The sequence below is a fragment of the Desulfurobacterium atlanticum genome (assembly GCF_900188395.1).
In the GTDB taxonomy this organism is placed as follows: Bacteria; Aquificota; Aquificia; order Desulfurobacteriales; family Desulfurobacteriaceae; genus Desulfurobacterium_A; species Desulfurobacterium_A atlanticum.
Genome location: NZ_FZOB01000013.1, coordinates 37,191 through 50,095 on the forward strand (window position 1 = coordinate 37,191; position 12,905 = coordinate 50,095).

Annotated in this window: 13 protein-coding genes; 8 read left to right on the plus strand and 5 right to left on the minus strand. The window is 37.4% G+C overall.

The window, feature by feature from the left end; all coding sequences use genetic code 11:
• The first annotated feature begins 9 nt into the window (after nt 1-9).
• From CHB58_RS07930 to flhA, 7 genes are read left to right on the plus strand one after another with little or no spacing between them, the layout of a single operon-like run.
• Nucleotides 10-726, plus strand: coding sequence for a flagellar hook-basal body protein (locus CHB58_RS07930; RefSeq protein ID WP_089323568.1), 717 nt, complete (start codon nt 10-12; stop codon nt 724-726).
• Between the two features lie 15 nt (nt 727-741).
• Nucleotides 742-1,542, plus strand: a complete 801-nt coding sequence (flgG, locus tag CHB58_RS07935) for a flagellar basal-body rod protein FlgG (RefSeq protein WP_089323569.1) — start codon at nt 742-744, stop codon at nt 1,540-1,542.
• Between the two features lie 23 nt (nt 1,543-1,565).
• Complete coding sequence (gene flgA / locus CHB58_RS07940) at nt 1,566-2,219, plus strand: flagellar basal body P-ring formation chaperone FlgA (RefSeq protein WP_089323570.1); 654 nt, start codon at nt 1,566-1,568, stop codon at nt 2,217-2,219.
• Nucleotides 2,177-2,872: a flagellar basal body L-ring protein FlgH gene (locus CHB58_RS07945; RefSeq protein ID WP_089323571.1), complete on the plus strand. Its 696-nt coding sequence runs from the start codon at nt 2,177-2,179 to the stop codon at nt 2,870-2,872. Before flgA ends, CHB58_RS07945 begins: the two co-directional genes overlap by 43 nt.
• A gap of 8 nt (nt 2,873-2,880) precedes the next feature.
• Entirely contained in the window at nt 2,881-3,981 is a 1,101-nt protein-coding gene (locus tag CHB58_RS07950; protein WP_219350100.1) for a flagellar basal body P-ring protein FlgI, read from the plus strand.
• Nucleotides 3,982-3,995: 14 nt separating this feature from the next.
• Nucleotides 3,996-4,283 (plus strand): rod-binding protein, encoded by a 288-nt coding sequence (locus CHB58_RS07955; RefSeq protein WP_089323573.1) that lies wholly within the window; start codon nt 3,996-3,998, stop codon nt 4,281-4,283.
• Nucleotides 4,280-6,361 carry a flagellar biosynthesis protein FlhA gene (gene flhA / locus CHB58_RS07960; RefSeq protein ID WP_089323574.1) on the plus strand — a complete coding sequence of 694 codons (2,082 nt, stop codon included), beginning with the start codon at nt 4,280-4,282 and terminating at the stop codon, nt 6,359-6,361. Before CHB58_RS07955 ends, flhA begins: the two co-directional genes overlap by 4 nt.
• Before the next feature lie 41 nt (nt 6,362-6,402).
• On the opposite strand, the gene CHB58_RS07965 is transcribed toward flhA, so the two are convergent.
• Complete coding sequence (locus CHB58_RS07965) at nt 6,403-7,404, minus strand: hypothetical protein (protein WP_089323575.1); 1,002 nt, start codon at nt 7,402-7,404, stop codon at nt 6,403-6,405.
• A 211-nt stretch (nt 7,405-7,615) separates the two neighbouring features.
• On the opposite strand from CHB58_RS07965, the gene CHB58_RS07970 reads away from it, so the two are divergent.
• Nucleotides 7,616-8,605 carry a hypothetical protein gene (locus CHB58_RS07970; protein ID WP_143341015.1) on the plus strand — a complete coding sequence of 330 codons (990 nt, stop codon included), beginning with the start codon at nt 7,616-7,618 and terminating at the stop codon, nt 8,603-8,605.
• 40 nt (nt 8,606-8,645) lie between these two features.
• Here CHB58_RS07970 and infB read toward each other — a convergent pair whose 3' ends face one another.
• From infB to rplS, 4 genes are all read right to left on the minus strand, one after another.
• On the minus strand, nt 8,646-11,282 hold the full coding sequence (gene infB, locus CHB58_RS07975) for a translation initiation factor IF-2 (RefSeq protein ID WP_089323577.1): 2,637 nt from the start codon (nt 11,280-11,282) through the stop codon (nt 8,646-8,648).
• A 62-nt stretch (nt 11,283-11,344) separates the two neighbouring features.
• A complete protein-coding gene (locus CHB58_RS07980) occupies nt 11,345-11,647 on the minus strand; it encodes a YraN family protein (protein ID WP_219350101.1) in 303 nt (100 codons plus the stop codon).
• Nucleotides 11,589-12,299, minus strand: a complete 711-nt coding sequence (locus CHB58_RS07985) for a ribonuclease HII (protein WP_089323578.1) — start codon at nt 12,297-12,299, stop codon at nt 11,589-11,591. The genes CHB58_RS07980 and CHB58_RS07985 overlap by 59 nt, the downstream gene beginning before the upstream one ends.
• On the minus strand, nt 12,278-12,646 hold the full coding sequence (rplS, locus tag CHB58_RS07990) for a 50S ribosomal protein L19 (protein ID WP_089323584.1): 369 nt from the start codon (nt 12,644-12,646) through the stop codon (nt 12,278-12,280). The genes CHB58_RS07985 and rplS overlap by 22 nt, the downstream gene beginning before the upstream one ends.
• Nucleotides 12,647-12,905 lie beyond the last annotated feature (259 nt).

A 12,905-nucleotide genomic window follows, 5' to 3' on the forward strand; every position in this document is an offset into this window, starting at 1 on the left:
GGATTAAAAATGGCTGTTGATATTCAGTCTATATATATGCTGGCAAGTGGTGGAAAAAGAGCACTTGAGCAGCTTGATACTGTTTCTAACAACATTGCGAATGTAAATACTCCTGGTTTTAAAAAGCTTCTTGAAGTTGAGATGTATCAGGATATTCCTGTTAATAGAGGGGAATCAGGTAAGCTTCTAACATTTCCCCGCTTTAGAGAAACTCTTCCTGTCCTTTCTCAAGGTTCTCTTCAGAAAACAGATTCTCCACTTGATTTTGCAATTTCAGGAAAAGGTTTTTTTAAGGTTGAGACAAAGTCGGGAATTTTGCTTACAAGGAATGGCCATTTTCATATAGATAAAGATGGATATCTTGTTGATGCAAATGGGAATAAAGTTCTTTCAAAAGAAAACAATCCAATAATAATTGATACAAATCAGCCTTTCAATGTTTCTTCTGACGGTAGGGTTTTACAGGGAGCTATTGAGGTAGCTGTTCTTGGTATAGAGGATTATGAAAGTGTTGAACCTGTGGGAAATAGTTATTATGTGCCTGCTGGCGATGTTAAACCTGCAGAGTATAAAGTGCTTACGGGATTTTTGGAGAGCTCAAACGTTGAGCCGATAAAAGAGATGGTCAATCTTATAGAAACACAAAGACGGTTTGAAATTTACGGTAATTTGATAAGAGGTCTTGATAGAATGAATATGAAAAGTGTGGAAATCGGGAAAGTTTAATAAAGGGGGCGTATGATGATTCGTGCACTTTGGACTTCAGCTTCAGGAATGGAAGCTCAGCAAACAAATCTTGATGTTATTTCAAATAACATAGCGAACGTTAATACTGTTGGATTTAAGCGTTCAAGGGCAAATTTTGAAGATTTGATATATCAGACAATAAGAGATCCGGGCACTATGAGTTCTGACGAAACTATGATTCCTTCAGGGATACAAATAGGGCTTGGAGTTAAACTTTCTGATACAAGTAAGATTTTCACACAGGGTAGTTTAATAAAGACTGATAAACAGTTTGACATAGCCATTCAGGGAGGAGGTTTCTTTAAGATAGAACTTCCAGGCGGTGGAGAAGCATACACAAGAGCCGGCAATTTCCAGGTTGACAGTGAAGGTTATCTTGTAACACCTGAAGGCTATAGGTTAAGTCCGAATATTCAGATTTCTTCACCTGAAACTGTGATAAACGTTTCTATAAGTCCTGGTGGGAGCGTGTATGTTATAAGAAACAGTGGCGGTCAGCAAACGGTAGAAGAAGTCGGAAAAATAAAGCTTTATAAATTTATTAACCCGGCAGGTCTTAAATCTTTAGGTGGAAATCTTTATGCTGTTACTGATGCTTCAGGTGAACCTGTGGAAGGTGATCCGAATACTGATGGATTTGGCAGGCTTGCTCAGGGGTTCTTGGAAGCTTCAAATGTTAATATAGTTGAAGAGATGGTTAATCTTATAGTTGCTCAAAGAGCTTATGAAATAAACTCAAAAGGGATAACTACTGCTGATGAGATGTTAAGGGTTGTCAGTGGACTTAAGGCTTAGAATGACTTTTAGAAGGGGTTGTTTTGCGTATTTTCTTTAAAACGCTATTTTTTACTGTTTTGTTTGTATCTGTTGCCTGTGGCAAAACTTTAAAAGATTTCATGAAAACTTACGTTGAAAAGCAGTATCCTGAGTATAAAGTTTTAAGAGTTAGTGCTCCAAATTTACAGGTGGATGAGAAATCTAAATTTAAAGTATCTCTTGAATCTTCCGATAGGTATTATTTAAGGTTTAAGGTTTTCGGATATTTTAACGGCAAGGAAGAAGTTGTTCCTGTTAGTGTAAGAGTTGTAAAGTTAAAGAACGTTGTTGTTGCTGCAAAAGATATTTTGCCGGGAGAGCTTATTACGAAAGATCTGTTAAAACTTAAAAGGGTTTCAGAATTTAAGGCAGGAAACGCTTTTTCGTCTATTAATGAAGTTTCTGGGAAAAGGGCGAAAAGGCTCATAAAGAGTGAGAGAATCATAAAATTTACTGATGTTGAACCTGATTATAAAGTTTTTAAGAACACTCCTGTTAAAGTGGTTTATGAAAGTGGAGCAATAAGAATAGAGATGATGGGATTGGCTCTTCAAAATGGAGCCTTAGGGGATATAATAGAGGTGAAAAATATATCTACAGGGAAAAAGATACTATGCAAAGTTGTAGGAAATGGCGTTGTGAAATTTATGCATTAGTAGTTTTTCTATTTTTTTTCTCAGGATGTAGTTCATCTCAAAGGAGAAAAGAGGTTGTTGTTAAACCTCCGCCTCCACCTCCGGTTGAGGTTGCAAAGCCTGTTTCCAAAGGGTCTCTTTACACAGGTTATGACAATCTGTTTTCAGACCCGAAAGCTCATCAGGTTGGGGATATTATCACGATAAAGGTTGTTGAGTCTCTTTCAGGTGAAGGAAGCTCTTCAAATTCTGTAGGCAAGCAAACGCAGATGGGTATTGACCTTCAATCTCCTACTATTCTTGGGAAGAAAATACCTGGAGATAGTCTTAATCCTTTGCTTGGATTTCAGGCTAATCCTCAAAGCAGTTTTTCCGGTCAGGGTGCAACTAAAAGAAATACAAAACTTATTGCAACTATTACTGCACGGGTAACAAAAGTTTATCCTAATGGAAACCTTTATATAGAAGGAGAGAAGGTTATAAGGATTAATGATGATGTTCAGATTTTAAAAATTTCAGGAATGATAAGCCCTACAGATATAGAGCAGGATAACTCTATATCTTCTTCTAAGATTTCCGATATGTATGTAGAATATAACGGCAAAGGTTTCTGGGCTGAAAGTCAAAGGCCCGGCTGGCTTGCAAGATTTCTTATGAAGATATGGCCGTTTTGAGGTGTTTTATGGTTAAAAGATTTTTCTGTTTTTTTGTGTTGCTGTTTTTTATTTTTGTTTCAAATGCAGAGGCGGTTTTAACAAAGATAGGAACAGAGGTTAATATAGAAGGAGTAAGACCAAACTTTCTTACCGGTTATGGGATAGTTGTGGGACTTGATGGAACAGGTGATGGTTCTTCAAGTGTTTTTACACTTCAGAGTGTTTCAAATATGTTAAGAAAGATGGGAATTTATGTTGACCCTAAAAAGGTAAAAACGAAAAATGCTGCTGCTGTTATAGTTACTGCAAAACTTCCTCCTTTCGCAAAGCCAGGGATGACTTTTGATGTTAATGTGGCTTCTATAGGGGATGCGAAAGATTTATCAAACGGAATTTTAATAAGAACACCCCTTCTTGGTCCTGACGGAAAGATTTACGCTTTTGCTCAGGGTCCTGTTTCCACAGGTGGAGGATATTCTGAATCTAACAAAGGTGGAAAGGTGAAGAAGAATTTTCCAACTACCGGTATTATTCCGTCAGGCGGGATAGTTGAGAGAGGGTTGCCTTTTTCACTGGCAAATGAGAATGAGATTGTGCTAACTTTAAAACATCCTTCTTTTACGCTTGCGTCAACGATAGCTGATGCTATCAATAGTCAGTTTGGTAAGGGTGTTGCTTATGCTGTTGATTCTTCAACGGTAAAGGTTCTTTTCCCTGCAGGAGTGGATAAGGTTAGTTTTATCTCTCAGATTCTTAATCTTCCAATAGAAACAAAACCAGAACCTGTTGTTGTTATATATGAAAGGACAGGAACAGTTATAATGAGCGGAGATATAAAGATAGATCCGCCTGTTTATGTTGCTCACGGCAATATTTATGTGTCTGTTATGAAAAAGCCTGAAGTTTCTCAGCCACCGCCACTTTCAGGTGGAAATACAACAGTTACAGAGAATGTAACTATAACCGTTAAAGAGGAGAAAGGAAGGATTTTCGGTGTTCAATCTGCAAATTTAAGAGATCTTGTTAAGGCACTTAATGACCTTGGAGTTTCTCCGAGAGATTTGATAGCTATTATTCAGGCGATAAAAGCTGCCGGTAAACTTCATGCTAAAATAGTTGTTATGTGATTTTGGAGTGTGCTATGGAAAATATTAAACTTATTCCTTACTGGGATGTTAAAGGGATAGAAAGCATAAAGAATGAAAAGGATGTAGCCAAAGAGTTTGAAGCTACATTTTTGAGAATCCTTTTGAAAGAGATGAGAAAGGGGATTCCTGAAAGTGGCCTTTTTTCATCTTTCTCAGATAAAATGTATCTTGATATGTTTGATATGACAGTTGCAAAGACGCTTGCATCTTCAGATAGGCTTGGTTTATCAGATTATATTGAACAGGCTTTAAAAGCTTACGGAAAGGCAGAGGATTTATGAAAGAAACTCTGCTACTTTATGTAAATAAGCTTTACAAGTATTCCGATATTCTTTTTGTCCTTCTTCTTCTTGCGATTCTTGCTTCTATGGTTCTTCCGATTCCTCCGATGGTTCTTGATATTTTACTTACTTTCAGTATTACCCTTTCCCTGTTAATTTTAATGACCACAATTTATATCAACCACCCTTTAGAGCTTTCCTCTTTTCCTTCTTTACTGCTTATAGCCACACTATTTCGCCTGTCTCTTAACATAGCTACTACAAGGCGAATTCTCCTTCATGGAAATGAAGGACCTTCGGCAGCCGGTAAGGTTATAGAAGCTTTTGGGCAGTTTGTTGTAGGTGGAAACTATATTGTTGGAATAATTATTTTTCTCATTCTTGTTGTTATAAACTTCATTGTTATTACTAAAGGAACAGAAAGAATTTCTGAAGTGGCTGCAAGATTTACCCTTGATGCTATGCCGGGAAAGCAGATGGCCATAGATGCTGATCTTAATGCCGGTTTAATAAGTGAACAGGAAGCACAGAAAAGACGTCAGGAAATAGCAAGAGAAGCAGATTTTTACGGAGCAATGGATGGTGCTTCAAAGTTTATAAGGGGAGATGCGGTAGCCGGGATAATTATCACTTTGATAAATATTATTGGTGGTCTTGCTATAGGTGTATTTCAACACCATATGAGTATTGCTGATGCGGCGAAAACTTTTACTATATTAACCGTCGGTGATGGTCTTGTAGGGCAGATTCCATCTCTTATAACTTCTACTGCTGCCGGTTTAATGGTAACAAGGGCTGCAGCAGAAACAGACCTTGGAACAGAGATTTTCAAACAGTTAACAGGTTATCATAAAGCTCTTTTTATGGCAGCCGGAACACTTGCTGTTATGGGTATTGTTCCTGGAATGCCAACCTTACCGTTTCTTCTTGTTGCTTCTTTAATAGCGATTGTAGCTTACATGGTTTATGAAGCGACAAAAGAGAAAGAGAGACTTGAAGCTGAGGAGAAAGCAAAAGAGCTTCTTAAAACTGCTCAGAAAGAGGAGACAAAAGAAGAAGAGCTTATAAGACCGCCTGATACTCTTTCAATGGAGATAGGTTATGCTCTTATCCCGTATGTTGAAGATAAAGAGAAGGGAGAGATTGTTAAAAGGATAAAATCTCTCAGAAAACAGTTAGCAAAAGAGCTTGGTATAGTTGTTCCGCTTGTCCACATAAAGGATAATCTGGAACTTAAACCGGGAGAGTATCGGATTTTAATAAGAGATGTTGAAGTGGCAAGGGGTAATGTTGAGCCAAATCATCTTCTTGCAATAGATACGGGAACTTCAAAAGGAAAAATAGAAGGTAAAGAAACCGTAGAGCCGGCGTTTGGTCTTAAAGCTTACTGGATATCTCCTCAGTTAAAAGACAAGGCAAGGCTTCTTGGCTATACGGTGGTTGATATTCCGACTGTGATAATCACCCATCTTTCAGAAGTGATTAAAAAGCATGCCCATGAAATTCTTGGAAGGGTGGAAACCAAAGAGCTTATAGATGCACTTGCCAAAAAATATTCTATTGTTAAGGATATTGTTCCTGAACAGGTCCCTCTTGGAGTTGTTCACAGAGTTCTTCAAAATCTTCTTAAAGAGGGAATTCCGATTAAAGATTTAATGACCATTCTTGAATCTCTTGCAGATAATATAGGGAAAACAGCAGACCCTGATATATTAACAGAGTTTGTCAGACAATCTCTTGCAAGGTTGATAACAAATCTTTACAGTGTGGATGGAGAGCTTACGGTTGTTACATTAACGCCAAAAGCGGAAAGTTACATTCTTGAAAAAGTGAAGCAGAATGATGGATATTTACCACCTCTTGAGCCTTCTTTTGTTCAAAAACTTATAGGTGATATAACAAAATTTAGAGAGAGTTTTTTGAGAAAACAGGCAATTCCTGTTGTTCTTACATCTCCTGCGGTTAGAAGGTTTGTTAGAAAGGTAATTGAGCCTTATGCAGCAAATATTGCAGTTATATCTTATGCAGAAGTTGAACCAGGTGCTAAGGTTAATGTGATAGGAACAATTGGAGAGTAGGGGTTTATGTTGGGAAGGGGGAAATTTCCCCCTTAGTAATTTTATTGGCTGTTTAAAAAAACGGGCTTTATTTCATCAACAAAAGCATATTCATAATACCAGCCGTTAGCTTTTACCAGCAAATCGATGTTAACATAGCCCCCGGAAGATCTAATTGGTATAGTAAAGGTGTGCCAACCAAGTCCGTTAATTAAACTTTTTATTTTTTCTTTTCCATTCACCTTAAGGATCATAACCCAATTGCCGTTTCTGTTACCTGCCACTTTAAGCTTTATAGCTTTGGTATTTGCCGGGAATCTACATTTCAAATGAGCTGGTTCGGTAGTTGATACAGGATGCAGATAGAAAGCTCCTCCGTTTCCGCCGGGAGGAGGCATAGCATCACCGATTTGCCTTATTCTCGGTTTCCATCCGAAGTGTTCACTACTATTGTAAATTGGTGTTGGTATGTTTTTCACAATACTACAGTAGTTTACCCATCTTTCGGTATGTTTTCTTTCTTTTAGTTGTTGCGGTCTGGCAGGAGTAGGTTTTATTTCATCAATAAAAGCATACTCATAATACCAGCCGTTAGCTTTAACAAATAGATCCACAATTACCGGTTTATTTCGAGAGTTAACAGGAATAGTAAAAGTATGCCATTTTCTCCCATTTATAGTGGCTGTTTTAACAGTTTCTCCATTCACCTTAAGGATCATGATCCAATCGCCGTTTCTATTACCTGCCACTTTAAGCTTTACAGCTTTAGTATTTGCCGGGAATCTACATTTCAGATGAGCTGGTTCGGTAGTTGATACAGGATGCAGATAGAAAGCTCCTCCGTTTCCACCGGGAGGAGGCATAGCATCACCGATTTGCCTTATTCTCGGTTTCCATCCGAAATGTTCACTACTATTGTAAATTGGTGTTGGTATGTTTTTCACAATACTACAGTAGTTTGCCCATCTTTCGGTATAGGCAAAAGATGATGTAGATAAAAAGAGTGTTGATAGAAATGCAAATAAAAAAAACAGAATGAGCCGAGTATTTTTCCTGTAGAACATTCTCCCTCCTTTTCAATTTAAAAATTAACTGATATAAAAATTTTCTAATTTTCAATTTATTCCAAAATAAAGGAAGATGCCATGGTTGAAAATTTTGTTGATGGCAAAAGGGAAGAAAAGTATATTACAACCGAAGAATCTTTCAAAATTTTTTAAAATTTTTATTTGTTATACTAACTCATTAGAAAATCTTTTTAAAGGGGAGGCAAAAATGAGAAAGTTGATGTCGCTTGTTCTTGTAGCAGGGATTTCATCTTTTATGGTTGCAGGTTGTGGCGGTGGAGACACAACAACAGATACAACTACCGATACGTCAACAGTTTACCTTAAAGACGTTATCAAAGACGAGCAAAGCGCTAAGATAGCTTTTTATAAGGCTCTTAGCACTAACAGACTTTATAATCTGGAAAATTTGACAAGTCTTATTTCTTACTATTTAACTATGAAAATAGAAGGTATTTTTAATGACAACAACTTGTATAGTTCTGATAGCAACATTTGTGGAAACTACACAGTAGATACTGATAACAGAACTTTCACTTTTAACTTTGATAACTGTTCTGACTATGGCTTGAGTTTCATTTCTGGACGACTTTCAGGTTCTTATCAAACAGCTAACAGAACAATCTCATCTGTTAATATCAGTTTATCCGATGGATTTTCTTACCTTTATGATTATAAAAACACACTCTACGGAGCGACAGTATCTGCTGAATCTAGTTATGATGATAGTGGAACCTGGTATGGTGATACTTATAACATTAAAGCTGATAAGATAGAGTATCGTTATCTGCCAGATGATAACTATACCACTCCTTTACCCTGCTTTAACGAGACAGATATAGCAGCGACTCTTACAGATGTAACTGCAACTATAAAAGAAGACAACTCCACTTATTCTCAAGAGTATTCTTACAAAGTTGAGTGGCCTCCATTTATAAATGCTCCTGTTATGATGGACTATGAGCTTTGGAGCCAGGATTATGAAAACGGCACGGTAACAGGTTATATAAAAATAGCAGATGGCACTATTGTTGCTACTTGGGATGCTGATAATAATACTGATGAAAATAACATCCTGTTTGACCTTAAGTATAACGGCTCAGTTATCTATACTGGAACGTTTGAGAACTTTGAGGATGAACTTATCAGCTACCTTAATGAAAATGGTGTATGTGAAACTTTAACAATCTATCCATAAGCATCTAATCATAAAAAAAGGGGGAGTAAAATCCCCCTTCCTATATGTTCCTTTCAACCTTTTCAACAGTGTAGCATTCTATTGTATCGCCAACTTTTATATCGTTAAAGTTTTCAAGTCCGATACCGCACTCATATCCTGCCTGAACTTCTCTCACATCATCTTTAAACCTTTTTAATGATGCTATTTTACCATCATAGATTATTACACCATCTCTTACAAGCCTTACATTTGCATTTCTTCTAATAACACCGTCCTTAACATAGCATCCTGCAACTGTTCCAACTTTTGGCACTTTAAAAGTAGCTCTTACTTCAGCACTGCCAAGGTAAACCTCTTTCTCTTCAGGCTCAAGAAGACCCTGCATAGCTTTTTTAATTTCATCAACTATATCGTAAATTACTCTATATGTTCTCATATCAACTTTTTCTCTCTCTGCCGCTTTCCTTGCAGCAGAGTCAGGTCTTACATTAAACCCTACAATGATTGCGTTTGATGCTGCTGCAAGAAGAACATCGTTTTCTGTTATCGGTCCAACTCCGGCGTGTATGATTTTAACTTTTACTTCATCTGTTGAGAGCTCTTCAAGGGATTTCCTTATAGCTTCTATAGAGCCTTGAGCGTCAGCTTTCAATACTACGTTAAGCTCTTTAACTTCCCCTTCTTTAATCTGAGCAAAAAGATCTTCAAGAGATACCCTTTTCTCTTTCTCAAGAGCAGATTCCCTTGCAAGTTCCTGACGTTTCTCGGCTATTTTCCGTGCGGTTTTTTCATCTTTTACAACGTAGAATTTATCTCCTGCAAGTGGAACATCTTCAAGACCTAAAATTTCAACTGCCATTGAAGGGCCGGCTTCTTTTACAGGTTTTCCTTTATCGTCAAACATTGCTCTTATTTTTCCAGAGTAAAGACCTGCTACTATTGGGTCGCCGACTTTGAGCGTTCCTGACTGTATCAATAACGTTGCAACAGGCCCTCTCTGCTTATCAAGTTTTGCTTCAAGAACAACACCTCTTGCTTTCTTATTAGGATTCGCTTTCAGCTCCATTAATTCTGCTTGAAGTGCTATCATTTCAAGCAGTTCATCTACTCCTTCTCCTGTTTTAGCAGATACAGGAACCATTATTGTTGTTCCACCCCAATCTTCAGGTATAAGTCCGTGTTGTGTTAATTCCTGCTTTACTCTGTCAGGATTTGCTCCCGGTTTATCTATTTTGTTTATTGCAACGATTATTGGGACACCAGCAGCTTGTGCGTGGTTTATCGCTTCAATAGTTTGAGGCATTACTCCGTCATCTGCTGCAACAACAAGAATTGCTATATCTGTAATCTGAGCACCTCTTGCCCTCATTGCGGTAAACGCTTCGTGCCCTGGTGTGTCAAGAAATGTGATTTTTTTCTTTCCTTCTGAAGTTTCCACTTCTACAACAGATGCACCTATATGCTGAGTTATTCCGCCTGCTTCACGCTCTGCAACTTTTGTGTTTCTTATATAGTCAAGAAGAGTTGTTTTTCCGTGATCAACATGTCCCATTACTGTAACAACAGGAGGTCTTGGCTTAAGGTCTTCAGGTCTGTCTTCAGTTTCTTCAAGTTCTTTTTCAAGGAGAGCTTCAGATTCCTCTTCTGCTCCTTCAAGTTTTGCAACTTTTCCATATTTTTCAACAAGCTTGCTTACAGTTTCAAAGTCTATTGCCTGATTTATGGTTACAAATTTCCCAAGGGCAATAAGGTCAGAAATCAATTTATTTGGGTCTTCTCCCATTTTTTCTGCAAGCTCTCTAACAGAGATAACCTCAGGAACAATTACAGTTTTGGCTTTTTCTTCCTCTTCAATAAGCCTTTGAAGCTGCTCTTCTTCAGAAAGTTCTTCAAAAGGAACCTCTTCAACCACTTCTTCTTTTTTCTTTTTCTTTTTACGTTTCTTTGCTTTTGCTCTATTTTTCTCTTCTATTTTACGCATAAGCTCCATAAAATGCTTTTCGCTTTCTTTCTCCTTCTCTTCCCTCTTTCTTTCGGCGATTATGGCTTCTTCAGTTTTAGGTTTCTCTTTTTCTCTCTGTTCTTTAGTGGATGCAACAAGTTTTTCAAGTTGCTCTCTTGTGATTTTTTCTTCCTCTTTTGGTTTTGGAGCAGGGCGTGGCTTTCTATCTCTGTGAATGTGCTTTTTGTTTTCTCTATCTCTGAGAGATCTTTCTTCTTTCTCTTCTCTTTTCCTGATAGGTCGTCTTCTTTTCCTTCTTTTTGCGAGTTCTTCAGGAGATAAAATTCTTATATCTTTCTTTCTTCTATCTTTTGCGCTTTCACTTTTCCTCGGTTTTTTATCCCGCTTTCTTTCTGAACTTTTTTCAGCAGGAACATTTGGTTTTAGAGGTGGAAGCTCTTTCTTTTCTTTTTCAGCGTCTTCTTTTTTTGACAAAGTTTCCACTTGCGTTTGTGGTTTTTCTGTTTTAACCTCTTCTTTTTTTATTTCTTCTTTTTTTGTCTTTTCAGGTTTCTTTTCTATTTTCCTTTCAGGTGGCTTTATAAATTCCTTTACAAGCATCACCTGCTTTTCATCAAGCCCTGATTGGGCATTTTTAACCTGAATATCAAGCTCATTTTTAAGTTTTTCTATCAGCTCCTTTGAACTCATGCCAAGCTCTTTAGCAAGCTGATATACCCTTGTCTTTGCCAAATTTACAACCTCCGAAAATGTTTACCTGTTAAATATAAATGTTCCCCCAATTATATCAACTTCTAAAAGGCATTTTCTATATGATTTATAATTTCTTTTCCATTTTCGGTAGTTATACCTATAAAGTCAAATCTGATTGCATTGTATTTTATCTGCTTTTTCTGAAGGAATTCTATAGCTGTTCTTTTTATCTTTTTTATTTTTGCAGGTGTTATACTTTCTTCTGGGGATACTTGAGAATTTTCTTTTCGGAGTTTGACTTCAACAAATATAATTGTTCTGGATATTGGGTCAAAGGCTATTATGTCAATCTCCCCCGATAAGCTCCTGAAATTTTTCTCTATAATATAGTAGCCTTTCTTCAAGAGATAACGGAAAGCTTTCCTCTCCCCTTCTATTCCAGATTTGACATTCTTTAACCCTCCCAAAGCTCCTCCTGTGGATGGGTGAAATTCCATTTTTAATTATAAGCGAAATGTGCTCTTTTGTTGGATAACCTTTATGTTTTTTAAGATTATAGTCTGGAAAGATAGAATCAAGGGATTTCATAATGTAATCTCTTGTTACTTTTGCAACTATACTTGCAGCTGCGCAGGAGAAACTTTTTTCATCCCCTTTTATAAGGGTTAACTGTTTATCTGAAAATTCCTCAATGTTAAGAGCGTCAGTGATTAGAAATTCAGGCTTTTGTTTGAGGGAGTTTATTGCCCTTTTTACTGCTAATTTTGTAGCGTTTAAAATATTTATTTCGTCTATTTCTATGCTGTCCGCAAATCCTATACCAACTGAAACTGCTTCGTGGATTATTCTTTTAAAAAGTTTTTCTCTCTGCTTTTCTGTGATTTTTTTAGAGTCTCTGTTAAGAAACGGTGTGCTGTTTTTGGGAAAGATAACTGCGGCAGCAACAACGGGGCCTGCTAAAGGACCCCGTCCGGCTTCATCTATACCAGCTATTAGCTTTATTCCCGACTGCCACAGTTTCTTTTCAAAAAAAATTATTTCTTTTTGGTCATCCACTCTTTCTTCTCTTTAATTCTTGCAGCTTTACCTTTACGCTCTCTTAGGTAGTATAGCCTTGCTCTTCTTACTATACCTCTCTTGAGAACTTCCACTTTGTCAATAACAGTAGCATTGAAAGGAAAGATTCTTTCAACACCAATACCGTAGGAAACTTTCCTTACGGTAAATGTTCCGTCTGTTCCGTTTCCTCTTTTCCTGATAACAACACCTTCAAAAGCCTGGATTCTCTCCTTGTCTCCCTCTTTTACTTTTACGTAAACTCTTACTGTGTCTCCAGGCCTGAAATCAGGAAGCGGGACTTTTGCGGTGTACTTCTCCTTAACCGCCTGCATAAGTTCGTCCATTCCAGCCATATCTAAAACCTCCATAGTTCTGTTTAACGGTTCAGGCAAGGTTGAAATTATATTGAAGAAAGAGGAAAAGTCAACTACAAAAGGAGAGTGTTTCCTGCATAGGTATACACATACTCCCCACCCACACCAAAGGAAAAAGGCTGCCCACCTGGTAGTTAAAATATTAAGAGCACTAAACATTCAAATTTTCAGAAAACCAAAACCACTACCAGGAGGACAACCATGCAGCTAAATATAAACCTATACCACG

Coding starts and splice junctions, on each gene's coding strand:
- CHB58_RS07930 (WP_089323568.1), top strand. CDS start 10: ATGGCTGTTGATATTCAGTCTATATATATGCTGGCAAGTGGTGGAAAA.
- rplS (WP_089323584.1), bottom strand. CDS start 12,646: ATGGACGAACTTATGCAGGCGGTTAAGGAGAAGTACACCGCAAAAGTC.
- flhA (WP_089323574.1), top strand. CDS start 4,280: ATGAAAGAAACTCTGCTACTTTATGTAAATAAGCTTTACAAGTATTCC.
- CHB58_RS07950 (WP_219350100.1), top strand. CDS start 2,881: ATGGTTAAAAGATTTTTCTGTTTTTTTGTGTTGCTGTTTTTTATTTTT.
- CHB58_RS07965 (WP_089323575.1), bottom strand. CDS start 7,404: ATGTTCTACAGGAAAAATACTCGGCTCATTCTGTTTTTTTTATTTGCA.
- CHB58_RS07945 (WP_089323571.1), top strand. CDS start 2,177: ATGCAAAGTTGTAGGAAATGGCGTTGTGAAATTTATGCATTAGTAGTT.
- CHB58_RS07970 (WP_143341015.1), top strand. CDS start 7,616: ATGAGAAAGTTGATGTCGCTTGTTCTTGTAGCAGGGATTTCATCTTTT.
- CHB58_RS07955 (WP_089323573.1), top strand. CDS start 3,996: ATGGAAAATATTAAACTTATTCCTTACTGGGATGTTAAAGGGATAGAA.
- flgG (WP_089323569.1), top strand. CDS start 742: ATGATTCGTGCACTTTGGACTTCAGCTTCAGGAATGGAAGCTCAGCAA.